This is a genomic window from Sediminibacterium sp. TEGAF015 (assembly GCF_025997995.1).
Classification (GTDB): domain Bacteria; phylum Bacteroidota; class Bacteroidia; order Chitinophagales; family Chitinophagaceae; genus Sediminibacterium.
The window spans coordinates 1,450,370-1,474,116 of the sequence record NZ_AP026683.1 but is presented as its reverse complement, the minus strand read 5'-3'; the positions used below and the strand labels follow the sequence as shown (position 1 = coordinate 1,474,116).

The window sequence follows — 23,747 nt, the reverse complement described above, 5'->3', positions numbered from 1 at the left end:
ATTAAACACATTTTCAAACCAATGAATTTTGAAATCCAAAATATTTTACAGAATGAAAGAGTAATTCTTCAACCATTAAAAGAAGATGATTTTGACGATTTATTCAAAGTTGCATCTGACCCTAAAATTTGGGAACAGCATCCCAATAAAGACCGTTGGAAAAAAGAAGTATTCAAAGTTTTTTTTGAAGGTGCATTGCAGAGCAAAGGAGCATACAAAATTTTAGAAAAAGCTACACATAAAACTCTTGGTTGCACCCGTTTTTATGATTGGGATGAAAATGATAAAAGTATTTTTATTGGTTATACCTTTTATGCTACAGAATATTGGGGGAAAGGGATAAACGCATCGGTTAAGCGTACAATGTTGGATTACATTTTTCAATTTGTAGATAGAGTAAAATTTCAAGTTGGAGCATCTTATGTAAGGTCACATATAGCCATAACCCGAATTGGTGCAACAAAAATAGCTGAACAGGAAGTTGCTTATTTTGGAGAAGAAGCGAAGCTCAATTTTATTTATCAAATTCTTAGGGAAGAACTCAAACAAAATAAAAGCGAATGAACGTTCACGAAATCATCATAATTGACCGAGAGAAAGTAGAATTATCAGAGATTTTAATGGATGAAGAAAATCGTTTTGCCATTCATCAACTCATAAAAGAATACAAATACATTGATGAGTTAAAAAAGTATGGTCTACCCGTAAATAATAAAATTTTGCTTTATGGCAGTTCGGGCTGTGGCAAAACCACAACAGCTAAAGCCATTGCAAATAGTTTGGGTAAGCCTTTAAACATTCTTAGTTTGAGTAATGTAGTGCAATCAAGAATTGGGGAAACTTCTCAAAATCTAAAAATGGTTTTTGATAAAGTGGCAAGAGAAAATTCGGTATTATTTTTAGACGAATTTGACCAAATAGGTAAAATGCGAAGCAATGACGATAGAGATGTGGGCGAAATGCGAAGGCTTGTTAATACACTTCTACAACTCATTGATTATTTGCCCGAAAGAGCATTACTTATTTCTGCTACCAACCATTTAGAAATCTTAGACAAAGCACTTGTTAGACGTTTTCAAGTAGTAGTAAAATTTGAAATGCCTAATAAAAAATCATTAGATGATTACTACGACAAAATTTTAGTTTCAATGCCTGAACATTTAGCAAATATCAATCGCAAATATGAAATTTCTTTTGCCGAAGCCAAAGACTACGCTTTTACAACAATAAAATCGCTTCTAATTGAAGAATTGGAAGCTGAACTTCAAACTCAATTATTGGGATGAATGAGATAATTCAAAATATTGCAGTTATTCATAATCGGATAAAATCCGCTTGCACCAACTGTGGTAGAGATAGCCAAGGTGTAAAACTTCTGTTGGCAACAAAAACAGTTTCGGCCGAGAAGATTTTAATTGCACTGCAAACAGGCGAAAACTTGATTGCAGAAAACAAACTACAAGAGCTAAAAGAAAAATATAAAACGCTAAAAGCCACACCGCACCAAACCCATTTTATTGGGCACTTACAAACAAACAAAATTAAAGAAGTAATAAAATATGCTAATTGTATTCAATCGCTTGACAGAATAGAATTAGCAGAAAAATTACAAAAGCGTTTAGAGTTTGAAGATAAAACGATTGATGTTTTTGTGCAAGTAAATACATCGTACGAAGAAAGCAAATTTGGCATTGCACCAGAAAAGGCTTTGGATTTTGCTTTACAAGTTCAGCAACTTGAAAGACTGCACATAAAAGGTTTGATGACGATAGGACTTTTTTCGGCAGAGACAGAAAAAGTCCGTAAATGTTTTAAACTTCTTAAGAATATCCAAAACCAAATGTTAGAGAAAAACATACCTGTTCACGAGTTATCTATGGGTATGAGTGGCGACCTTGAAACAGCCATTGAAGAAGGGTCAACCATTATTCGGGTTGGAACAGCCATTTTTGGCAAAAGACCTTATCCCGACAGTTATTATTGGAACGAAAAAAAATAGTAAAATGAAATCATTACGAATACATTATTTACAACACGTAGCCTTTGAAGGATTAGGCTATATAGAAACTTGGGCGAACGAGAATAATCACATTTTAACGGCTACAAAATTTTATGAAGATTTTGTTTTGCCTGAAATTGCCGATTTTGATTGGTTGATTGTAATGGGTGGACCAATGGGCGTTTATGATGAACTTGAATTTAGTTGGTTAGAAGAAGAGAAATTATTTATCAAAAAAAGCATTGAAGCAGAGAAAAAAGTAGTAGGCATTTGTTTGGGTGCTCAATTAATTGCTTGTTGTTTGGGAGCAGAAGTGATGAAAGCTAAAAACAAAGAAATTGGGTGGTTTCCTGTATTTCCGACTGACCAGTGTAAAAAACTTTCTTGGTTTTATGAACTATTCAAAGACAACCCAATTGTTTTTCATTGGCACGGAGACCAATTTGAAATTCCCACCAATTGCTCAAACATATTAGTATCAGAAGCAAATACCAATCAAGCATTCAGCTATGGCGACAATGTAATCGGCTTACAGTTTCATTTGGAAGTAAGCGAACAGACTACTGAACTGATGTTAGAAAATGGAAAAAGCGACTTGATAAATTCTCGTTTCGTTCAATCTTTGAGCGACATAGAAAAAGGCATACAACATATCGGACACTGCAATAAAATTATGAAAGCCATTTTAGAACAGTTAAGCAAATAGACACATACAAGCCAACGCACCTAAACAGACACGAAATGACAACCAAACAGACGACAGAAAAAGAAGGGCGAAGGCATAACATCACCTATACGCAAGCAGGGGTTTCGTGCTTCGTAGGACAGTAAATTGCTATATTTGGAGTTCAGTTCTTCGTAGGAAGTTCAGTGGTAAAAATCCCTGCCTGCGTATAGCTGAGAACCGTTAGCAGCAAGGTTTTTCTACCGCCTGATTCAGAATATTTTCGAAAATTGATTTATTTCTAAATGAGAATTATTATCTTTGCCGAACAATTATCGTTACATAACAATGACAACTGATTATTTAAGAGGACAATTAAAGCAAAGAGGACTAAAGATTACTCCTCAACGAGTTGCTATCTATGAAGCTGTCGTAAAACTAAAAAACCACCCGACTGCTGAAAACATTATTGACTACATTAAGCAGAATCATCCTAATGTTTCTGTAGGGACAGTTTATAAAGTTTTAGATTCATTAGTAGAAAATCAACTTTTGAAAAAAGTAAAAAGCGAGAAAGATATAATGCGATACGATGCAATAATGCAAAAGCATCATCATTTATACTGTTCCGAAACAGACAAGATTGAGGATTTTGAAGACCCAGAACTCGACAAAATGATAACTCAATATTTCGTCAGGAAAAAAATAAAAGGATTTAAAGTAAAAGACATTACACTTCAAATAACAGGAGAATTTAAAAACTAATAAATATATACAACATGGATACAACAAAAGGAAAATGCCCTTTTCATCAAGGAGCAAACACAGAAACACACAACTCAGTAATGGATTGGTGGCCCAAAGCACTTAACCTTGATATCTTGCATCAGCACGACACAAAAACAAAGCCGATTGATGTAAATTTTAACTATAAGGAAGAGTTTAAAAAATTGGACCTTGATGCAGTAAAAACTGATTTGAAAAAACTGATGACCGAAAGTCAGGACTGGTGGCCTGCCGACTGGGGTCATTACGGTGGTTTAATGATTCGCATGGCTTGGCACGCAGCAGGAACATATAGAGTAACGGATGGACGTGGCGGTGCTAACACGGGCAACCAACGTTTTGCTCCTCTCAACAGTTGGCCAGACAATGCCAACTTAGATAAAGCAAGAAGATTACTCTTTCCTATCAAGAAAAAATACGGCAACAAAATTTCTTGGGCTGACTTATTTGTGCTGGCAGGTAATATGGCTTATGAATCAATGGGCTTTAAAACATTCGGATTTGCAGGTGGTCGTGAAGACATTTGGCATCCCGAAAAAGACATCAATTGGGGTTCTGAAAAAGAATGGTTAGGTAAATCAAGATATGCTGAAAATGGAAAAAGCGAATCGCTTGAAAATCCATTGGCAGCCGTTCAAATGGGGTTGATTTATGTGAATCCCGAAGGTGTTGATGGCAAACCTGACCCATTGCGAACGGCACAAGATGTTCGAACAACTTTCAGTAGGATGGCAATGAATGACGAAGAAACAGTTGCCTTGACAGCAGGGGGACACACCGTTGGTAAAGCTCATGGAAATGGTGACGCTTCTATTTTGGGTGCTAATCCTGAAGGTGCAGAAATTCATGAACAAGGTTTTGGTTGGACTAACCCGAAAGGAAAAGGAAACGCGGAAGACACAGTAACAAGTGGACTTGAAGGAGCATGGACAACTACGCCAAATAAATGGAATCATACCTATTTTTATCTGTTGCTTAACTACGAGTGGGAACTGAAAAAAAGTCCCGCAGGAGCATGGCAATGGGAACCAATCAATATAAAAGAAGAAGACAAACCATTTGATGCACACATAGCAGGAATTCGCAGAAACCCTATTATGACAGATGCCGACATGGCTATGAAAATGGATCCAGAATACCGAAAAATTTCAGAACAATTTTACAAAGACCCTAAATATTTTGAGGATGTTTTTGCCAGAGCATGGTTTAAATTAACACATCGCGACTTAGGCCCTAAAAGCAGATACTTGGGTGCTGATGTTCCTATTGAAGATTTAATTTGGCAAGACCCAATTCCAACTGTTGATTATATTTTAAGCGATGCTGAAATTAAAGAGTTAAAAACAACATTACTCAATAGTGGTCTATCGCAAAGTGAACTCATTACAACAGCGTGGGATAGTTCAAGAACTTTCCGTTGCTCCGATTACAGAGGAGGTGCAAACGGTTCAAGAATTCGTTTAGCACCACAAAAAGATTGGGAAGGAAACGAACCTGAAAAATTGAAAAAAGTATTAAATAAGCTTTCGGAAATTCAATCAGGATTAAAGAAAAAAGTAAGTATTGCCGACCTTATTGTTTTAGGCGGAAGTGCCGCTATAGAAAAAGCAGCTAAAGATGCAGGTTATAATATAGAAGTTCCTTTCAGCCCCGGCAGAGGAGATTCAACTCAGGAAATGACCGATATTGAATCTTTCCAATTTTTAGAACCCTTGCATGACGGATATAGAAACTGGTTAAAGAAAGATTATGCAGTAAAACCAGAAGAACTTCTTTTAGACAGAACTCAACTCATGGGGCTAACGGCTCCTGAAATGACTGTTTTAATTGGCGGTATGCGTGTTATGGAAACAAATCATGGAGGAACAAAACATGGAGTGCTAACAGATAATGTAGGTTTACTTACAAATGACTTTTTTGTAAATCTTACGGATATGAATTATACATGGAAACCTGTTGGAGATAACCTTTACCAAATAATTGAAAGAAAAACAGGCCAACCAAAATGGACAGCAACCCGCATTGATTTAGTTTTCGGTTCAAATTCTATTTTACGTGCTTATGCTGAGTTCTATGCACAAGACGACAACAAAGAAAAATTTGTGCATGACTTTGTAAAAGCATGGACAAAAGTGATGAATGCAGACCGTTTCGACCTGAAATAACAGACCGATAAACAAGTAACCCTGCTGCTAACAGCGGGTTTAAGAAATTGGCGGTGACGTGCTTAAATGAATATTTGTTCTTCGTATCAAGTGCAGTGCTGGCAGACAGTTTTGTGCTCCGCAATTGCCAACTTCTTAAACCCGCAAAACGTTGTCTGTAATTTTATGAAAGAAATAGTATCTAAAAGACATAAATTAAAGTTTTATCTAGTTTTATTTTTAAGCTGTATTTCTCTTAAACTTATTGCAACTATTTTATTGCGAGAATTTTTAATTCAACGAAGTAGTAACTATTTATACTCTAAACATTATTTTGTACTTGTTATTAGCATTTTTCTTTATTTTATCTCTGTTTATGTCATATATGCTTATTTCAGAAATGCACCAAGACTAAAAGTTAATTCTAATTCAATAACATTTAATAATGAAGAATTTCTTTGGTTAGATATAGCACACATAGAACTTGTAGGTAAGAAGAGATTTCCTTTTTTGGGTAATTTTTATATGGAGGCTGCTACTTTAACTTTTAAAAATGGAGTCAATAAAGTCATATTTGATGATATGTATTCAAATTCTTGGGAGATAAAATCTTTCATTAAAATGGTTGTTGTTGATAAAATAGAATTCTCTGAAGGTGCCATTTCCCCAATTGATAATGGGGCTCTCATATTTGACATTTGTGATACTTTTAAAGGGAATCAGATTACTTCGTTAAGAGGGATTTGCCTTTGGGGATTTATTGGTTTTTTTGTCTTTAAAGCTTTAATTAGTAAAACTCCAGTTAACATTGAAGGGATGCTTTTTATTTCTGGCTTTTCGTTTTTGTGGTTTATCGCATTTTCTTATCAAATGCACTACTTTCAGGTCTCTGATAATTATTTTATAATCCGAAATCATAATTTTTTTTGGAAAAAGAAAGTATACAATATTGACGAAATAAATCAAATTGTATTTGAGACCCAAGGGAAAATGCCTAATTGTTTACGAGTAATAACAAAAGACTTTAACAGCAAACTTTACCCAGCGGGAACACTTAGAGTCAATAATTGGTTAGACTTAAAAGACAAATTAGAGACTTATAAAATCAAAGTTAGGAACGAGTGTATTTAAAAACTACAGACAACAAAAGGCTTTACTCAAGTTGGGCTTTCAGCAATGGCCCATCAGCTTAGGTATTTCAAAAGAGCTTCAGTAATTTGGCTTTAACTAATCGAGTCTTTAGTGGCCAAGCCAGCAGTAGTAACATGGATTGTCCAACCAGCGTAAAGCCACGGACGTTGCCTGCAAGCATTCTTAAATACAAATAATTAAACAATATGCTTTATCTACTTTGGTCTCTACTAAACGTTGGACTCTTTATTTTCTTTGTCTTTATTTGCTTCAATGCGACAAAGCTCATTCGTGAAAAGTTGGGGATTTTCGCTTCAGTTATTTTTGTGTTCGGACTTTTATCTTTTATTGGGAACTCAAACAGTGATAACGAAGAACCAAATTCAAGCCAAATAAAGACTTGGAATTTTATTCCTGAGGATAGCTTAAAAAGTAATGAGAACTATTTTGTTAGTATTGATTTGGAAAACACTTTAGTTTCAAAATATACTTTGGGTATAAAGTATGGTAAAGATAAACAAGGACAAAGCAATATCCCAATTAGTTCCAATTCTTCTACAACTGGATTAATTAGTGGGATACATTGGAGGCCGGTTTCAATTATTGTAAATCGGACAAACGATAATAATAAATTTGATTATTCTGTTTACGGGGTTTTAGAATGGAAATTACTTGGTGCTACAATCTATAAACAAGCAAAAGAGTATCAAGGAAACGCTGTAATTAAATAAGCCAGCAGGCAACAAAAGGCTTTACGCCAGTTGGAGGTTCAGCAATGGCCTATCAACTTGTGTATTTCAAATGGGCTTCAGTAATTTGGCTTTAACTAATCGGGGCTTTAGTGGCCAAGCCAGCTGTAGTAACACGGATTATCCAACCAGCGTAAAGCCACGGACGTTGTACGTCACCCTACTGGGACACATCATTCCAGTTTGACACGACTTAAAACTTTGCAATGCTGCCCTACGCAATTTTAGCACATGGCAAGGCACACAAAACCCGGACACAAATGCCAACCTTGCCAAGAGCTAAAAATGCCAACGCACTGCCCCACCCGCCGGGGCGACAACATGTTATCATCTGCACACGTAACACCATCACCCCAATTAAACTATACCTATTGCAACGGCCTTTATATGGAATCCCAAACGCAACTTTATGTAACTTCAACTTTTCTATCAAGCCTCAATAACATATATGTTCGATTTTAGATTACAGGTTTTTAACACCGTTGCCAAACGCCTCAGCTTTACTAAAGCTGCAGAAGAGTTATTTATCACCCAACCGGCAGTTACCAAACACATACAGGAAATTGAACATCATTTTAAAGTAAAATTGTTTGAACGCAATGGCACTAAAATAAAATTGACAACAGCAGGTCAAACTCTTTTGCAGCACACCAAACAGCTATTTGATGTGTACCGAAACCTTGAGTTTGAATTGAACACATTTACTCAGAAGTATTCCGGAAAGCTAAGTATTGGTGCAAGCACCACTGTAGCACAGTATGTGTTGCCGCCGGTACTCGCTGCTTTCTACAAAAAATTTAGCAATATAAAAGTTGTATTAAGTATTAACAACACAGGGCAAATTGAACAGGCTTTAGAAAACAAACAGATTGACTTAGGAATTATCGAAGGCCAATCAAAAAATAATTTGTTCAAATACACAGAATTTGTAAAAGATGAATTAGTCTTAGTTGCTAACATGAATCATCCAATAGCAAGAAAAGGAGTGATTAAACCCGATGAATTACTAAAAATTCCATTGCTGTTAAGAGAGCCAGGCTCTGGCACACTGGAAGTTATTGCACATGCGTTGAAACCATTTGGGATTAAAATTTCCCAATTGCAAAACGAAATGGAACTGGGCAGTACAGAAAGCATGAAGCTGTATTTATTAAATTCCAATGCTATGGCCTTTCTTTCCATACATGCAATTTTAAAGGAATTACAAAACAAGGAATGCTGTATTATTGATGTAAAAGGACTAAATATTGAACGCCATTTTTATTTTATCCAGCAGCATGGGCAGGCAGAGGCACTGCCAGACCTTTTCATGAAATTTGCCCGGCACTATAACTTCAGGTAATGATACATTATCAATAGCAATTTCTCTTCCGCATATAATCTAATGAGCTTTGTGTTTTCAAAAAACAAAGTAATCATTATGGAAGAAATAACTGCACTGCCAACTAAACAAAAACCTGCAAAAAAATTATTAGACCGTAGCATTACCACCAGGGAACTGATATTTTTACTTGCTCTTGTATTTTGTATATCGCCCCTCATTTCGCCGCCTGTTGCCTTGTTAATGGGTTTGGTAATAGCCCAGTTTATCGGTCATCCTTATTTACACCTTAATCATAAAGCTACTCATATTTTATTACAGGTATCTGTAGTGGGTTTAGGGTTTGGCATGAACGTAACTAGTGCAGTGAAAGCCGGTAAAGAAGGAATTATTTTTACCATTGTATCTATCATTGGCACATTGGTAATAGGTTTTTTATTGGGCAAGTTTTTAAAAATAGAAAAGAAAACTTCTTACCTCATAAGTGCCGGTACAGCAATATGCGGCGGTAGTGCAATAGCCGCTGTTTCTCCCGTTATTAAAGCACAGGAAAAGCAAATTTCAGTAGCCCTCGGTACCATCTTTATTTTAAATTCTATTGCATTATTTCTTTTTCCTGCAATAGGCTATGCAATCAATTTGTCACAAACGCAGTTTGGTTTGTGGAGTGCTATTGCCATACACGATACAAGCTCAGTGGTAGGGGCGGCAAGCAAATATGGCACACATGCCCTGGAAGTGGCAACTACCGTAAAGTTAGCAAGGGCACTATGGATAATCCCTGTTGCATTCTTGTCAACTTTCATCTTCAAGAATAAAGGAAGCAAAGTTAAAATCCCCTATTTCATTTGCTTGTTTGTTTTGGCAATGATTGTAAATACTTATGTGCCTTTTGTAAATCAATACAGCCACTACTTAACCGATTTTGCCAAAGCAGGTTTAACGGTAACATTATTTCTTATTGGTTGCGGGCTAAATAGGAAACTATTGTTAAGCGTAGGCTTCAGGCCGTTGATACAAGGGGTAATACTTTGGATACTTATATCTGCTGCTGCGTTGTGGGCAGTAACCTCTTTAGCCTAGCACTCTTATTACTTGTGGTTATGGCTCATTAATTTGTATGATTTCTCCCGGCTTCATTAACAACTGACCTTTACATCGTTAATCAAAAGCAAACAAAATGAAAAAAAATCAACTGGCAAACACAACTGAAAATACAGTTACTGCCAATGCGATACTAAATAAAAAAGCATGGATTAAAAGAGACATCGTTTTAAATGTAGGCTTCCAGGAAAGTATGATAAGAGGGTTCATCACCATCTTTATTCCCTGGCCCCTGCTCGCAATAAACCACAACCTGCTCATTTATGCTGCACCGGTAATGTTCTATTTGTTTGTAACAGCCTTAACGCATTTCTGCTTTATCCGCTATGCATGGCAGCATTGGATAAAACATATGAAAACGGCGGCCATTTGCAATTTTGCTACTGACCTGAACATCCCTGTTGAAGCCGTTTAAAATTATTGTTATGAAAGTACATTGGTTTCCCATAATGCTGTTTATTATCATTGCTATTGTTGTAGCGAATGAAAGTATTTCAGGCTATCAAAAAAGAAAAGAGGCAGACAAAGCCTTTGCAGCTTATATCGCTTCTGAACCGGTGGATACCGTATGGAGAGGATGGAATAAATATCAAATTCCTGTTTGGACAGATAATGGTAAGTTAATTTGGTATGGTCACGAACTTATATCCAACACTTCTTATTATTTGGGTACTAAAGGGATCGTTGCTCAAATTACCAATGGTATGAACTGCCAGAATTGTCACTTAGATGGGGGCACCATTCCTTTCGGAAATAATTTTGGTAAAGTGTATGCAACCTATCCGCAGTTTAGGGCAAGAAATAATGGTATGCAAAGTATTTACGACCGGGTTAACGATTGTTTTGAACGAAGCCTCAACGGAAAGAAAATGGACAGCACAACTAAAGAAATGCAGGCCATATATGCTTACATGAAATGGTTAGGTGATGATGTGCCAAAAGGTGTTGCCAGAGGTGGCACCAGTCTGATGAAACTAAAATATCTTGACAGAGCCGCCGACCCTGCTAAAGGTTTACAGGTATATACAGCCAACTGCCAGAGCTGCCATGGTGCCAATGGCGAAGGGCAACTGAACATGGATGGAACAGGCTATAGCTATCCGCCACTTTGGGGTAAACATAGTTACAACGATGGTGCAGGCTTGTACCGCCTCAGTAGTTTTGCCGGATTTGTAAAAAACAACATGCCATTCGGTACAGAATACCACAATCCAAAACTAACTGATGAAGAAGCCTGGGACGTAGCCGCATTTGTAAACAGTCAGCCACGGCCACATAAAGACCAAAGTGCAGACTGGAAAAATATTGTTAAAAAGCCTATTGATTTTCCTTTTGGCCCCTATATAGACAGTTTCAGTGAGCATCAACACAAGTATGGCCCTTTTAAACCAATAAGCGATGCACAAAAAACAAAAAAATAGTTTAGTTACCAGCGGCGATAGCTTAGGTTTAGCATCGTTGCGTCGCAATCAGTTCAACTGCTGTACTACTATTAAACTTTTTTAAACAATAAATATAAACGTATGAAACAATTATCAATTTTGGCACTAAGCCTTGTACTGCTCACAACAGCAATAACAGCACAAACAACCAGCAAAGCATTAGAAAGAAATGCTGCATTTACCGGAGCAACCACCACAAAAAAAATGTATCATGCCATTTACCAGTTAGATGTAAATGACCCTAAGATTATTGAGAAGGCCATCCGTAATATTAATAATGCACTAACCGACCCACGGCTGGCAGGTAAAATAGAAATTGAGCTAATTGCATTTGGCGGTGGCACGGATGCTTACATGAAAGGCAGCAAATATGAAGAAGACCTGAAAGCATTGATAGAAAAAGGAGTAATCGTATCTCAATGCAACAATACACTAAAAGAAAGAAAAATAAACCGTGACCAATTGTACAACTTTATTGCCATTGTGCCCAGCGGTAATGGTGAACTCATCATCAGGCAGGCAGAAGGCTGGAGTGTAATAAAACCATGATACATGTTTTATACTGCCGAATAGCACTACAACTGTACAAGTGTGCGACGCAACAACAGCCTAATAGTTGTACCTCAGCTTATTTCAAAAAAATAAAAAAAATGAAAAAAGTATCTATAACCATCTTAATGAGCTTTATTACCATGATTACAACGTATGCACAGGAACACCGCTTTGACCCACCCTGGAACATCCCACCACAAAGTGCCGTAATGTTTACCGTGCCAGGTGTAGATAATGTTCCGGATTTATTTGGCAATATTAACGACCCTCAATTAGTAGTATTCTTTGCAGGTAACCAGTTTATGTGCATTGATGATATAATTGCGGCTTTTAAAAAACAGTATCCGCAGTACCAACGCATTTTTGCAGAAACACTGCCGCCCGGTATTTTAGCAAATCAAATTGAAGGTGGAAGCATAACAATAGGGAACATGCGTATTACATTAAAGCCCGATGTTTATACAGCCGGTAAAACACGGATTTTGCAAATGACCAATTTGTTTACCGATACCGTTGCGTATGCCTATAACAAACTGGCCATTATGGTACACAAAGGCAATCCAAAAAATATCAGGAGCCTGAAAGATTTAGCAGGGAAAGATGTAAAAATAAGTATGCCCAACCCGGCCTGGGAAGGTATTGGCAGGCGTATAGAAGAGGCTTATGTAAAAGCTGGTGGTGAAAAACTAAAAAATACGATTATGGAAACAAAAGTAAAAGACAGCAGTACGTATTTAACTCAAATTCACCACCGACAATCCCCAATGCGTATTTTATACCAACAAAGCGATGCAGCACCTGTATGGTATAGTGAAGCATATTATCAGCAAATGATTAACCACCCGGTTGAGATGATTACTATACCCGATAAAGAAAACATCAGTGCAACTTATATGGCGGGTTTAATGAAAGCTGCACCACATCCGCAGGCTGCAAAAGATTTTATGCAATTTCTTATCAGTGAAACGGCTAAAAATATTTATCAAAAATATGGTTTTACAACCAATTAAAAAGTTGATGATGAAAAAAATACTATACACATGTATGGCAATACTCATAGTGCCTGCCATAGCAAATGCGCAAACAGATACTCTGTATGTATATGGACCCGGTGGTCCATTTGCACCCATTAATGAATGTGCCCAGCTATTTGGAAAAAAACACAACATTGTGGTAAAAGTTACTGCCGGGCCGGAGGCGAACTGGATAGGTGATGCGTTAAGCAATGCTGATATTATTTTTGGCGGGGCAGAATATATGCTTACTTCTTTTGCCCTGAAACATCCGGGAATGATTGACAGCAGCACAAGAACAGAACTTTACAAACGTGGGGCAGCCATTCTTGTACGGCCTGGCAATCCAAAGCACATAAAGAACCTTGCAGACCTTACTAAAAAAGGTATTCGCATTTTAGACGTAAATGGTGCTGGCCAGTTTGGCTTGTGGGAAGACCTTGCTGGAAAACAAAACCTGATTGAAGAAATTCAGAGAAACATAAAAACATCTTTTGAAAACACAGCATTGGGTATTTCCGCATGGAAAGCAGACACTACTTATGATGCCTGGATAACTTATGCTTCCTGGCATTACCGATTAAAAGATATAACGCAACTGGTAAAAATTCCAACGGCTATAAATGTTTATAGAGGTACACCAATCGCTATTACAAACAGGTCTGCTCACAAAGATTTATCGGAGCTATTTATAAATTTCATGCTTTCAAATGATGGACACATTATTTTTAAAAAGTGGGGATGGGAATAATAACTAAAATTGGTTGAATACATGAGTTTTAACGACAGATTCCCAACGCACCAAGGCAGGCACATTTGCAAGGCGCACAAAGCCGAGACACAAAAGCCAACCTTGCAAAAGAGCCTGCCTTGTTCCTATGCTTCTTCGGACACACCCTACTTCGGTTGACACAAACGTTATAATGACACACCCGACAGAAGGCGAACGTACAACATGGGGCTTTGTGCAATAGCGGGGCGACGAAACGCAGCATCAACTTTTTGTTCGCTATTGTGCGGCATATCCAGCTTGTCAGAACGCTGTTGGTCAGCAGTAGTAAACATCAACAAAAACAACTATTTTCATCTTCAGTTCGGGGCTTGACGGAACACGGAATACCGCTCCTGCACAAAGCCCTGTTCGTTGTACGTCACCCTAACGAACTTCCTGCTAACATTCATCATTCCGACAAATACAAAAATCAGCCGACCCGACCCTACGCTATTTTTAGCACATGGCAAGGCACACAAACCCCGACACAAAGCCAACCTTGCCAAGAGCTAATAATGCCAAGGCCCCATGCCCACCCACCACCCAGCGGACTGAATTCTTATCGGCATCTCCTTAAATATGAAAAAATTACTACCATCAGCAACCCACAATATTTTACAACATCCTCCCATTGCGACTTTCCAATGTTTTCAACATAAAGTGTATAACAACTTGCCCCAATTTTAAATTTAGGTTATTATTTTACACCACATTTTGGTTGACAATTCGCCACAAGCGGATTTCATTAAAAGGGAATCAAGTTTAAGTCTTGAACTATCCCCGTAGCTGTAAGCTCCACCAAAGTTGTTTAATCCCCATGCCACTGTCATTTTGGACGGGAAGGCTTTAAACAATGGAGCAAGTCAGAAGACCTGCCAGAATCAAACATTTAGTAACAACGCTTTCGGGTGAAAGGCATGGTACTGACAGTCTTCGCTGCTTCATGCGGCTCATTCTTTCAGCACTATATTTTTCTCCTGTAGCTAAAAATTTTTGAAACAAATATTGATTATGGTACATACAGAAGAAATACTTTTAAAAGAAAATAAAGACCGCTTTGTTATCCTGCCAATTAATTACCCAAAAATTTGGGAACAATACAAAAGACATGAAGCCAGCTTTTGGACAGCCGAAGAAATTGATTTAAGTGGCGACTTAAAAGATTGGGCTGCACTAAATGATGGAGAACGCCATTTTATCTCTCATGTGTTAGCCTTTTTTGCTGCAAGTGATGGCATCGTAAATGAAAATCTTGCGGTAAACTTTATGAGTGAAGTGCAATTACCCGAAGCCAGATGCTTTTATGGTTTTCAGATAATGATGGAAAATATACACAGCGAAACCTACGCTTTGCTTATTGACACTTACATCAAAGACCCACAAGAAAAACATAAACTATTTCATGCTATTGACACTGTACCAGCAGTAAAGAAAAAAGCAGAATGGGCTTTGCGTTGGATTGACAATGGAAATTTTGCTGAACGCCTTGTTGCATTTGCAGCAGTAGAAGGAATATTTTTTAGCGGCAGTTTCTGTTCTATTTTCTGGATGAAAAAAAGAGGCTTAATGCCGGGGCTTACGTTCAGTAATGAATTAATAAGCCGTGATGAAGGTTTACATTGTGAGTTTGCTTGTCTACTTTATAGTATGCTGCAAAACAAATTGTCAGAAAAAAAAGTCCAGGATATTATTGCCGATGCTGTAACAATAGAAAAGGAATTTATTACTGAAGCATTACCTGTTGATTTAATTGGTATGAACGCTAAATTGATGCAACAATACATTGAGTTTGTTGCAGACCGTTGGCTAAGTGAATTAGGTTGTACAAAAATTTACAACGCCACCAATCCATTTGACTTTATGGAAATGATTTCATTGCAAGGCAAAACAAATTTTTTTGAAAAAAGAGTTGGCGATTATCAAAAAGCTGGAGTAATGGGTAATAAAGAAACTCAAGTATTTTCAACTGAAGAAGATTTTTGAACAACATTAAATATATACTACACCCATGTTTGTAATAAAAAGAAACGGTAAGCAGGAATCTGTAAAATTTGACAAAGTAACCGCAAGAATTGAAAAATTAAGTTACAGTTTAAGCCCAATGGTGAATGTAATTGATGTTGCAAAGAAAACCATTGAAGGTATTTATGCAGGCGTGCCGACAACAGAGCTGGACAACCTTGCAGCAGAAACAGCAGCATCGCTTACTATCACACATCCCGACTATGCAATACTTGCGTCAAGAATTGCAGTAAGCAACCTGCATAAGAATACCATTAAAAGTTTTTCTGCAACAATGCAAAGGCTTTATAATTATACAGATGCTGCAACAGGAAAAAAATTACCACTAATAGCAGATGATGTGATGCAGATAATTGAAGAACATGCAGAGTTACTGGACAGCACCATTATTTACGACAGAGATTTTGGTTTTGACTATTTTGGTTTTAAAACTTTGGAAAAATCGTACCTGCTAAAAGTTGATGGAAAAATTGCAGAACGTCCGCAACACATGTATATGAGAGTTGCAATAGGCATACACAAAGAAGATATTGAGAGTGCCATAAAAACATATCACTTAATGAGTGAACGATGGATGACACATGCCACACCAACATTGTTTAATGCAGGTTCTCCTAAACCTCAAATGAGTTCATGTTTTCTTTTAACAATGAAAGAAGATAGCATTGACGGCATTTACGACACACTAAAACAAACAGCAAAAATTTCTCAAAGTGCTGGTGGTATTGGTTTAGCCATTCACAATATCAGAGCCACAGGCAGTTATATTGGCGGCACAAATGGAACAAGCAACGGCATTATTCCAATGCTCCGTGTATTTAATGATACTGCCAGATATGTTGACCAAGGTGGCGGAAAACGCAAAGGTGCTTTTGCTATTTACTTAGAGCCATGGCATAGTGATGTATTTGAGTTTTTAGATTTAAGAAAAAATCATGGTAAAGAAGAAATGAGGGCAAGAGATTTATTTTTTGCTTTATGGATTTGCGATTTGTTTATGAAACGGGTGGAAGCAAATGGTGATTGGAGTTTGTTTTGCCCCAATGAGGCACCGGGGTTAAGTGAGTGTTGGGGTAAAGAATTTGAAACGCTTTACGTTAAATATGAAGCTGAAGGCAAAGCAAGAAAAACAGTGAAAGCACAGGATTTGTGGTTTGCGATTTTACAATCACAAATTGAAACAGGTACACCCTACATGTTATATAAAGATGCTGCAAACAGTAAAAGTAATCAGCAAAATCTAGGCACAATTAAAAGCAGTAATCTTTGTACTGAAATAATGGAATATACCAGCCCTGATGAAGTGGCAGTTTGTAATTTAGCTTCATTGGCATTACCCCGTTTTGTTATTGATGGAAAGTTTGACCAGCAAAAACTATATGAAGTAACTTATCAAGTAACAAAAAACCTCAACAAAATAATTGACAATAATTACTACCCAATAGAAGAGGCAAGAACTTCCAATATGAAGCACCGCCCAATTGGTTTGGGTGTGCAGGGCTTAGCAGATGTATTTATTTTATTGCGTTTGCCATTCGAAAGTGAGTTGGCAAAACTGTTAAATAAAAATATTTTTGAAACCATCTACTTTGCGGCAATGACAGCCAGTAAAGATTTGGCAAAAGAACAAGGTGCTTATGAAACCTTTGTAGATTCGCCAGTTTCAAAAGGTATTTTTCAATTTGATATGTGGGGTGTAACACCAACTGACTGTTGGGATTGGGCTTTGCTAAAAGAAGAGGTAAAACAATACGGAGTACGTAATTCGCTTTTATTAGCGCCTATGCCTACTGCTTCTACGTCACAAATATTTGGCAACAACGAATGTTTTGAGCCGTATACAAGCAATATTTATACAAGAAGGGTTTTAAGCGGTGAATTTATAATCGTAAATAAACATCTCTTAAAAGACTTAGTGAATTTAGGATTGTGGAATAACAGTATGAAAAATAAAATTATTGCTGCCAATGGTTCTATCCAAAACATTGCAGAAATACCAACCGACATAAAAGAATTATACAAAACAGTTTGGGAAATAAAACAACGCAATATTATTGATATGGCAGCTGACAGAGGGGCATACATTTGTCAATCCCAATCGTTGAATTTATTTGTTGACAACCCAAATACTTCTAAACTTACTTCTATGCACTTTTACGCATGGAAGAAAGGTTTAAAAACTGGCATGTATTATTTGCGTACACAAGCCGCCACACAAGCTGTTCAATTTACAGTAGAAAAGCAAGGTAGCAATGAAATAAGCCCTGTAGTTCCATCAACAGAAATAGTAAATCAACAACCACAAATAAATAATGATGTGGAGCCAACGCAAACTGATGCCCCAAGTTGCAATATGGAAGATGGTTGTATTAGTTGTGGTTCGTAAAATAAGCAAGTGAAAATAAGAAATCTCATAGTTGCTTTTTGGCTATTGGTATCGGCTTGTCATACGACTGCCAAAATTAGCCAGCAAACATTAAAGCAGATGCCATCTGCCTTACTTGGAAACTTTAAAGATGATTACGGAAGCAGCTATATTATTACAAACAAAGAATGGGTGCAAGGTAAAAGCATAAAGTATCACTTGTTACAGTACAACAAGGCTGAAAATTTTTTTATTGCAAAGAATGATGAAGCTAATCCTTCGGACGGTGGGCTGTACACAAGGATAGACATAATGTATTTTGAAAACATGAAACCCTGGCATTGGGGTTATTGCCTTACTACATATAAAGCAAGTACTATGGAGGAAGCAATGAATACAGCAACGGCAGATAGGATTAACCCCCGTAAAGGATGTAATGGTTATCCATTTTCAAGGATGAAACGAACTGATTAAAACTAATAACTATGGCACATCCACTTTTATGCTGGGATATATGTTTAGAAGGATTGCACAGAAGAATGCAATTAGCCAATGACTTGAGAATAATGCAAAGTATAATGAATGCAGGTAACTGGCATAAACCCCTCGTTTCTCTTGACAATACATTGGTTTGGGAAAACAAAGTGATTATTATTACGGATACGAAACTCAATATCATTCATGCTACTGAAAATATATTTGCCATGAATGGTTACAGACAGGAGGATGTAATTCACAAAAAGCCCACAATGTTTCAAGGTGCTAAAACTGAAATTATAGAAAGAGAAAAAATTAAAATAGCGGTTGATAAACAAAACCCATTTAAAAGTATCATTACAAATTATAAAAAAGACGGGAGTATTTACAAATGCCAAATTGAAGGTTATCCTGTCTTCAACAAAAAAGGGAATTTAGTAAACTTCATTGCAATTGAAAATGTTGCATAAATGATGAACGAAGAAAAAATTGAAAAATCAATCACAAGAATATTTAAAGCTGTATTTCCCGACAGTACAAATCATTATGACACTTTATTTGGTGGGACAGCAATGCACTTGATGGATGAAGTGGCTTTTATAACTGCAACCCGTTACAGCAGACAAAAAATGGTAACTGTTAGCAGCGACAGAATAGATTTTAAAATGCCCATACCTGCAGGAACTATAATAGAGTTGGTTGGTAAAGTATCTTATACCGGCAATACGAGCTTAAAAGTAAGAGTTGATATTTTTGTTGAACAGATGTATTCTAACGACAGACAAAAAGCAGTAAGCGGAGAGTTTACATTTGTTGCTATTGACGACAATAAAAAGCCAACGAAAATCAATTGACCAAACACACAATGACAAAAGGACAATAAGCGAAGTCTCCAATAGCCAACGCCGCAAGGCAAGCACATTGGCAGGCACACAAAACCCACAGCACAGAAGCCAACCTGCCAAAGAGCTTGCCTTCTTGCTCGGCTTGGGTAACAGTCTTTAGGTTGACACAGTTAAAATGCAACACTCTACTACTGGACAGAGAAAAGGGCGAACGTACAACAGGGGGTTTGCTGCTATACTGGCGGACGAACATATCCTCATCTTTTTGTTCGCTATCAGCACCAGTTCCAGCCGACGTAATTCTATTTGGCTTTTAGTTGTTAACTTCAACTACATATTTGCAATCATCAGGGGTTCCGGGCTGGACGTTCAATGAATACCAGCACAGCAGCAAGCCCTGTCCGTTATGGGCTATTTATTATAAGGTTTCGTATCTTTGAAGTATGACACAGTTGGAATCCATAAAAGATTTGCTGCTTAGACTCAAACCAGAGCTAATGGAAAAGTATTCTATCAGCTCTATTGGCCTTTTTGGATCAGTGGTGCGCAATGATTTTTCACCAACAACAAGCGATATCGATATCATTGTAGATTTTTCTAAGCCTATCGGAATTGAATTCATTGATTTGGCCGATTACCTCGAACAGAAGATTAAAAGAAAAATAGATCTTGTATCGAGAAACGGAATCAAGCAAAAGTATTTTCAAGCCATAGAATCCGATATCATTTATGTCTAAAAGATCTACAGACCTGCTAATTGACGATATCCTTGATAGTGGACATAAAATCCTTGATTATACTTATGGCTTGACTCTGGAGCAATTTTCAGCTGACTCAAAAACAGTAGATGCTGTAATTAGAAATTTCGAAATCATAGGAGAAGCGGCTAACAGATTACCCGAAGATTTTAAGGAGACGCATTCAGAAATTGACTGGCATAAAATACGAGGCTTCAGAAATAGAATTGTTCACGACTATTTTGGAATAGATTATTCTATTGTTTGGGTAATAAAAGAGACATTTCTTCCTAAAATGATTGAACAGTTAATTAAACTTCAAGGCTAACTTACACAGCCCATAACAAAAGGCTTTACGCTAGTTGGACACCTGCAATGGCCCATCGGCTTTGGTGTTTCAATTGGGCTTCAGTAATTTGGCTTTAACTAATCGAGTCTTTAGTGGCCAAGCCAGCAGTAGGAACACTGATTATCCAACCAGCCTAAAGCCACGGACGTTGTAGGCAATTTTATCAGACCACTCTATATGAACAATCAGTTTAATATACACGACGAACGAGAACAAAATAAAATTGGTTTGGAAACATACTTTCTTGACAAGACAAATATGTTTGACATAGCTATTGACAAATTAATAGATAAACTCAAAACAGGAATTTTAAAATCACAAGACCAATTTGACGGATGGAATAAATTGCAGGAAACAGACCCAGAGCGTTATGCAGAATTAGTAGAGCAAGCAGAACGCTATGAAATTAGTATTAACCATCAACAATATGAAACCTTTTTAGACATTATCTACAACGAAGAGCAGTTATTATCTTTAGTTGAAATGAAAGTAATATATGCTTTCAAATTTTTAGAAATTAATATAAAAAAATTATTAAGAGCAGCATTCTCATTGCAGTCAACTAAAGACTTTTATAAGTGGGACAACCTTATAAAATTTTTAAAGGATAAAAATATTGATGCCAAGACACTTAACAGTTATTTTGAAATAACGCAACTAAAGAATGTGAATAATGCTATTAAGCATTCTGACGATTACGAAACTTCACTGTCATCAATTCAAGAGTTTAAAAATTCTGACAAGATTACCTATAATAAAATCGACCATTTTTATAATAGAATAAAGGACAAACCGAATATTTTTTTGCAAGAGTTAATTTCAGCAATTTATAAAGAGTTATACGAATTTGACGATAAGAAAATTGGAGAAATTGCTAAATTATTTGTATTAAGAATGAACCAAGAAGACGCAATAAAATTGACAAAGAAAATAAACGAGCATTACGACTAAATATTGCCTACAACAAAAGGTTTGCCGCAAGGCTGGCGGACGGAATAACAATCGGTTGTTGTACTACTATCAGCTAATATCGGGCTTGACCGAATTCTATTTGGCTTTTAGTTGTTAACTTCATCATTAGTCTTTCAATTGGCTTCAGTTACCGGGCGGACACAGCAACAATTACAGCCCTGCGGCAAGCCTCGAACGTTGTACGCCATTTTTTGACAGCCCTCATTTCCATATTTCAAGTCTTATCTTTTTGTGTTGACGAAAATTAGTGATCACTTTTAACATAATATTGTCGGTCGGTAAAAAACTATAACACGACCTTAGAAAACTAAATACTTAAAAAACTGTGACTACCAAACTAAAACTTTTAGTGTTGCTGCTTGGCTTAGGGTTTCAATTACAAATGTTTGCCCAGAGACCTAACTTCACGGGGACTTGGGTGCTAAATTTTCAAAAAAGTAAATTAGACACAACCGACAACCTAAACGGACTTACAGGTCAAATATTCGTTATCAAGCAAGTTGACAATGAATTCAGTTTGAAAATTTATCACATTTATGGTGACAAAAAACGAAAAATAGGTTTCAAAATGACAGCTGACGGAAAAGCAAGAAGAGTGAAAATAATATTCAAAGGCAAATTAGAACAGAAAGACAATAGTTTGCAGGCAACAATGTGGAGAAAGAATTATTTAAACAGTGTTAATTATAAATTTGGGACAAACCCAAATGAACTTGTTGCTGACGAAGTATTTACAGGCAGACCAAAAGACCACCATAGTATTTGGGTTTTTGATAGAGAAGTTGCAAAGTAGAAGGATAAAGTTATTCAGCATTTTTAATTGGCGTCTTGTATTGCAGCTTTGACAAAAACAAACAACAGGCTTTTGGTTAGACCGACTAATACGGCGTACAACATTGGTATTGCCAATAGTGGGGCTAGACATTGGAGCAATCAGCAGCGGCAATTCTGCTATGCTGTGGTTCGAGGCTAGACGAATAAAGATCAGCTTTAGTTCTTAATATTTAACTTTATCAAAATAGCCGGGCAGTAGCTCCGGCGGACGAAATTCTATTACCCCACTATCGGCAATGCCTGCTCGTTGGTGGCAATTATAAACAAATAGTGTAAGCAATGACAAACATTTAGTGGTATATTAGTCATTAAATAATTATGTTAAAACAGCAACCATATCTCATTATTTCGATTTTAGCACTATCGAGTTGTGGCATGTTGCAAAAAACAGCCAAAAAAGAATTTAATGACGGATATTATTCTCAAAAAATTGACGGCAAGAAAGAAAGAGTTTATTTGAATATTGTTGATGAAACAATACAAATTCATAGAACAAAGCTTCAAGACGGTAAGAGAATTATTGATACCCTACAAAATCCCAAACTTATTATAAAAGAAATGAAATATGAGGGTAATCAGACTATATCTTTTGGTAAGCCCTCATTTGACATTGATTTTCTAACTATCCCACTTAAATACAGAAGTCCTGCAAACAACATTCCTTCTCAATTAAATACGAACCTCAATGGGGCTGTTTATTTTGGTTATCGATATGATAAATATGTATTAAATCATATTTCTAATCCATTAGGAAAATCTGAGAGAAATATAAATCACTTTGGATTTTCCTTTGGTGGGTTTACCGGTATTGGCAATACTTTTATGTCGCCAACTAATACTAATAATATTTTGCAACAAGAATATGATGGAATAGTTTGGAGCAAGGGAATATCAGGTATTTTTGCAGTTAACAATTTTACTGTTGGTGTTGCTTTAGGATTTGACAATTTATTGGACAAAAACAAGACTTCTTGGTTGTATCAAAACAAACCTTGGTTTGGGCTTGCATTTGGACTTAATTTGAATTAACAAATAACTGCCACCAACAAAAGGCTTTACGCCAGTTGGGCTATTAGCAATGGCCCATCAACTTTAATATTTCAAATGAACTTCAGTAATTTGGCTTTAGCTAATCGAGTCTATAGTGGCCAAGCCAGCATTAGTAACACAGATTATCCAACCAGCGTAAAGCCACGGACGTTAGCAGCTATTTTAAAATTTAATTATCTACGAAAATCTGTAACTTTATAGCTTAAGATACAAAAGATGTCTAAAGAAGAAATTAAATCTGAAATCAGTAAAGTTCTGGATCAATTTTCAGACACAGCTTTGACTGAACTCTTGGCATTTTTAAAAGACTTGGATTTAAAGCATCAATCTAAATTCTCAACCGATGCTTTACTCACTAAAATTCTTGCAGAAGACAAAGAGTTATTAGAGAAACTAGCCAAATGATTTCATTACAAGAA

General features: G+C 36.6%; 26 protein-coding genes and 1 riboswitch. All 26 genes read left to right on the top strand.

Features of this window, described 5'->3' with window-relative positions; genetic code table 11:
- Positions 1-21 precede the first annotated feature (21 nt).
- The 26 genes from TEGAF0_RS06725 to TEGAF0_RS06600 all read left to right on the top strand — a co-directional run bounded on the left by TEGAF0_RS06725 (position 22) and on the right by TEGAF0_RS06600 (position 23,733).
- Positions 22-564, top strand: a complete 543-nt coding sequence (locus TEGAF0_RS06725) for a GNAT family N-acetyltransferase (protein WP_264901110.1) — start codon at positions 22-24, stop codon at positions 562-564.
- The gene (locus TEGAF0_RS06720) at positions 561-1,286 is read left to right on the top strand and encodes an AAA family ATPase (RefSeq protein WP_264901108.1); all 726 of its coding nucleotides are present in this window, start codon (positions 561-563) and stop codon (positions 1,284-1,286) included. Before TEGAF0_RS06725 ends, TEGAF0_RS06720 begins: the two co-directional genes overlap by 4 nt.
- Complete coding sequence (locus TEGAF0_RS06715; RefSeq protein WP_264901107.1) at positions 1,283-1,999, top strand: YggS family pyridoxal phosphate-dependent enzyme; 717 nt, start codon at positions 1,283-1,285, stop codon at positions 1,997-1,999. The genes TEGAF0_RS06720 and TEGAF0_RS06715 overlap by 4 nt, the downstream gene beginning before the upstream one ends.
- A 4-nt stretch (positions 2,000-2,003) precedes the next feature.
- Positions 2,004-2,705 (top strand): type 1 glutamine amidotransferase, encoded by a 702-nt coding sequence (locus TEGAF0_RS06710; protein ID WP_264901106.1) that lies wholly within the window; start codon positions 2,004-2,006, stop codon positions 2,703-2,705.
- A 306-nt stretch (positions 2,706-3,011) separates the two neighbouring features.
- Entirely contained in the window at positions 3,012-3,428 is a 417-nt protein-coding gene (locus tag TEGAF0_RS06705) for a Fur family transcriptional regulator (protein WP_264901104.1), read from the top strand.
- Positions 3,429-3,442: 14 nt separating this feature from the next.
- Positions 3,443-5,614, top strand: coding sequence for a catalase/peroxidase HPI (gene katG, locus TEGAF0_RS06700; protein WP_264901102.1), 2,172 nt, complete (start codon positions 3,443-3,445; stop codon positions 5,612-5,614).
- Positions 5,615-5,779: 165 nt separating this feature from the next.
- On the top strand, positions 5,780-6,724 hold the full coding sequence (locus TEGAF0_RS06695) for a hypothetical protein (protein WP_264901101.1): 945 nt from the start codon (positions 5,780-5,782) through the stop codon (positions 6,722-6,724).
- 206 nt (positions 6,725-6,930) lie between these two features.
- Positions 6,931-7,455, top strand: a complete 525-nt coding sequence (locus TEGAF0_RS06690; protein WP_264901100.1) for a hypothetical protein — start codon at positions 6,931-6,933, stop codon at positions 7,453-7,455.
- A gap of 466 nt (positions 7,456-7,921) precedes the next feature.
- Positions 7,922-8,815 carry a LysR family transcriptional regulator gene (locus TEGAF0_RS06685; protein WP_187256046.1) on the top strand — a complete coding sequence of 298 codons (894 nt, stop codon included), beginning with the start codon at positions 7,922-7,924 and terminating at the stop codon, positions 8,813-8,815.
- A 78-nt stretch (positions 8,816-8,893) separates the two neighbouring features.
- Complete coding sequence (locus tag TEGAF0_RS06680; protein ID WP_239603730.1) at positions 8,894-9,877, top strand: YeiH family protein; 984 nt, start codon at positions 8,894-8,896, stop codon at positions 9,875-9,877.
- Positions 9,878-9,974: 97 nt separating this feature from the next.
- Complete coding sequence (locus tag TEGAF0_RS06675; RefSeq protein ID WP_187256044.1) at positions 9,975-10,313, top strand: hypothetical protein; 339 nt, start codon at positions 9,975-9,977, stop codon at positions 10,311-10,313.
- Positions 10,314-10,323: 10 nt separating this feature from the next.
- Positions 10,324-11,319: a c-type cytochrome gene (locus tag TEGAF0_RS06670; protein ID WP_187256043.1), complete on the top strand. Its 996-nt coding sequence runs from the start codon at positions 10,324-10,326 to the stop codon at positions 11,317-11,319.
- Between the two features lie 102 nt (positions 11,320-11,421).
- Positions 11,422-11,889, top strand: coding sequence for a DsrE family protein (locus TEGAF0_RS06665; protein ID WP_187256042.1), 468 nt, complete (start codon positions 11,422-11,424; stop codon positions 11,887-11,889).
- A gap of 101 nt (positions 11,890-11,990) precedes the next feature.
- Entirely contained in the window at positions 11,991-12,902 is a 912-nt protein-coding gene (locus TEGAF0_RS06660) for a molybdate ABC transporter substrate-binding protein (RefSeq protein ID WP_187256041.1), read from the top strand.
- Between the two features lie 34 nt (positions 12,903-12,936).
- Positions 12,937-13,656, top strand: a complete 720-nt coding sequence (locus TEGAF0_RS06655; protein ID WP_222840112.1) for a substrate-binding domain-containing protein — start codon at positions 12,937-12,939, stop codon at positions 13,654-13,656.
- A 719-nt stretch (positions 13,657-14,375) separates the two neighbouring features.
- Positions 14,376-14,571, top strand: a riboswitch (cobalamin riboswitch).
- A 99-nt stretch (positions 14,572-14,670) separates the two neighbouring features.
- Positions 14,671-15,660: a ribonucleoside-diphosphate reductase small subunit gene (locus TEGAF0_RS06650; protein WP_264901095.1), complete on the top strand. Its 990-nt coding sequence runs from the start codon at positions 14,671-14,673 to the stop codon at positions 15,658-15,660.
- Positions 15,661-15,685: 25 nt separating this feature from the next.
- Positions 15,686-18,085: a ribonucleoside-diphosphate reductase subunit alpha gene (locus TEGAF0_RS06645; protein ID WP_026765174.1), complete on the top strand. Its 2,400-nt coding sequence runs from the start codon at positions 15,686-15,688 to the stop codon at positions 18,083-18,085.
- A gap of 9 nt (positions 18,086-18,094) precedes the next feature.
- Positions 18,095-18,538 (top strand): hypothetical protein, encoded by a 444-nt coding sequence (locus TEGAF0_RS06640; protein ID WP_157611567.1) that lies wholly within the window; start codon positions 18,095-18,097, stop codon positions 18,536-18,538.
- 11 nt (positions 18,539-18,549) lie between these two features.
- Entirely contained in the window at positions 18,550-19,011 is a 462-nt protein-coding gene (locus TEGAF0_RS06635) for a PAS domain-containing protein (protein WP_051417388.1), read from the top strand.
- The gene (locus TEGAF0_RS06630) at positions 19,012-19,395 is read left to right on the top strand and encodes an acyl-CoA thioesterase (protein ID WP_026765176.1); all 384 of its coding nucleotides are present in this window, start codon (positions 19,012-19,014) and stop codon (positions 19,393-19,395) included.
- Positions 19,396-19,829: 434 nt separating this feature from the next.
- Positions 19,830-20,123, top strand: coding sequence for a nucleotidyltransferase family protein (locus TEGAF0_RS06625; protein WP_264901089.1), 294 nt, complete (start codon positions 19,830-19,832; stop codon positions 20,121-20,123).
- Complete coding sequence (locus TEGAF0_RS06620; protein WP_264901087.1) at positions 20,116-20,451, top strand: HepT-like ribonuclease domain-containing protein; 336 nt, start codon at positions 20,116-20,118, stop codon at positions 20,449-20,451. The genes TEGAF0_RS06625 and TEGAF0_RS06620 overlap by 8 nt, the downstream gene beginning before the upstream one ends.
- A 198-nt stretch (positions 20,452-20,649) precedes the next feature.
- Positions 20,650-21,423, top strand: a complete 774-nt coding sequence (locus TEGAF0_RS06615; RefSeq protein ID WP_264901086.1) for a hypothetical protein — start codon at positions 20,650-20,652, stop codon at positions 21,421-21,423.
- Positions 21,424-21,769: 346 nt separating this feature from the next.
- Positions 21,770-22,237: a hypothetical protein gene (locus tag TEGAF0_RS06610; protein WP_264901085.1), complete on the top strand. Its 468-nt coding sequence runs from the start codon at positions 21,770-21,772 to the stop codon at positions 22,235-22,237.
- Positions 22,238-22,596: 359 nt separating this feature from the next.
- On the top strand, positions 22,597-23,307 hold the full coding sequence (locus TEGAF0_RS06605) for a hypothetical protein (protein ID WP_264901083.1): 711 nt from the start codon (positions 22,597-22,599) through the stop codon (positions 23,305-23,307).
- A gap of 237 nt (positions 23,308-23,544) precedes the next feature.
- Positions 23,545-23,733: a hypothetical protein gene (locus tag TEGAF0_RS06600; protein WP_264901081.1), complete on the top strand. Its 189-nt coding sequence runs from the start codon at positions 23,545-23,547 to the stop codon at positions 23,731-23,733.
- Positions 23,734-23,747: the final 14 nt, after the last annotated feature.

Excerpts from the sequence above, each read along its gene's own strand:
- TEGAF0_RS06725 (WP_264901110.1), top strand. The coding sequence starts at position 22 with ATGAATTTTGAAATCCAAAATATTTTACAGAATGAAAGAGTAATTCTT.
- TEGAF0_RS06720 (WP_264901108.1), top strand. The coding sequence starts at position 561 with ATGAACGTTCACGAAATCATCATAATTGACCGAGAGAAAGTAGAATTA.
- TEGAF0_RS06715 (WP_264901107.1), top strand. The coding sequence starts at position 1,283 with ATGAATGAGATAATTCAAAATATTGCAGTTATTCATAATCGGATAAAA.
- TEGAF0_RS06710 (WP_264901106.1), top strand. The coding sequence starts at position 2,004 with ATGAAATCATTACGAATACATTATTTACAACACGTAGCCTTTGAAGGA.
- TEGAF0_RS06705 (WP_264901104.1), top strand. The coding sequence starts at position 3,012 with ATGACAACTGATTATTTAAGAGGACAATTAAAGCAAAGAGGACTAAAG.
- katG (WP_264901102.1), top strand. The coding sequence starts at position 3,443 with ATGGATACAACAAAAGGAAAATGCCCTTTTCATCAAGGAGCAAACACA.
- TEGAF0_RS06695 (WP_264901101.1), top strand. The coding sequence starts at position 5,780 with ATGAAAGAAATAGTATCTAAAAGACATAAATTAAAGTTTTATCTAGTT.
- TEGAF0_RS06690 (WP_264901100.1), top strand. The coding sequence starts at position 6,931 with ATGCTTTATCTACTTTGGTCTCTACTAAACGTTGGACTCTTTATTTTC.
- TEGAF0_RS06685 (WP_187256046.1), top strand. The coding sequence starts at position 7,922 with ATGTTCGATTTTAGATTACAGGTTTTTAACACCGTTGCCAAACGCCTC.
- TEGAF0_RS06680 (WP_239603730.1), top strand. The coding sequence starts at position 8,894 with ATGGAAGAAATAACTGCACTGCCAACTAAACAAAAACCTGCAAAAAAA.
- TEGAF0_RS06675 (WP_187256044.1), top strand. The coding sequence starts at position 9,975 with ATGAAAAAAAATCAACTGGCAAACACAACTGAAAATACAGTTACTGCC.
- TEGAF0_RS06670 (WP_187256043.1), top strand. The coding sequence starts at position 10,324 with ATGAAAGTACATTGGTTTCCCATAATGCTGTTTATTATCATTGCTATT.
- TEGAF0_RS06665 (WP_187256042.1), top strand. The coding sequence starts at position 11,422 with ATGAAACAATTATCAATTTTGGCACTAAGCCTTGTACTGCTCACAACA.
- TEGAF0_RS06660 (WP_187256041.1), top strand. The coding sequence starts at position 11,991 with ATGAAAAAAGTATCTATAACCATCTTAATGAGCTTTATTACCATGATT.
- TEGAF0_RS06655 (WP_222840112.1), top strand. The coding sequence starts at position 12,937 with ATGGCAATACTCATAGTGCCTGCCATAGCAAATGCGCAAACAGATACT.
- TEGAF0_RS06645 (WP_026765174.1), top strand. The coding sequence starts at position 15,686 with ATGTTTGTAATAAAAAGAAACGGTAAGCAGGAATCTGTAAAATTTGAC.
- TEGAF0_RS06635 (WP_051417388.1), top strand. The coding sequence starts at position 18,550 with ATGGCACATCCACTTTTATGCTGGGATATATGTTTAGAAGGATTGCAC.
- TEGAF0_RS06630 (WP_026765176.1), top strand. The coding sequence starts at position 19,012 with ATGATGAACGAAGAAAAAATTGAAAAATCAATCACAAGAATATTTAAA.
- TEGAF0_RS06625 (WP_264901089.1), top strand. The coding sequence starts at position 19,830 with ATGACACAGTTGGAATCCATAAAAGATTTGCTGCTTAGACTCAAACCA.
- TEGAF0_RS06620 (WP_264901087.1), top strand. The coding sequence starts at position 20,116 with ATGTCTAAAAGATCTACAGACCTGCTAATTGACGATATCCTTGATAGT.
- TEGAF0_RS06615 (WP_264901086.1), top strand. The coding sequence starts at position 20,650 with ATGAACAATCAGTTTAATATACACGACGAACGAGAACAAAATAAAATT.
- TEGAF0_RS06605 (WP_264901083.1), top strand. The coding sequence starts at position 22,597 with ATGTTAAAACAGCAACCATATCTCATTATTTCGATTTTAGCACTATCG.
- TEGAF0_RS06600 (WP_264901081.1), top strand. The coding sequence starts at position 23,545 with ATGTCTAAAGAAGAAATTAAATCTGAAATCAGTAAAGTTCTGGATCAA.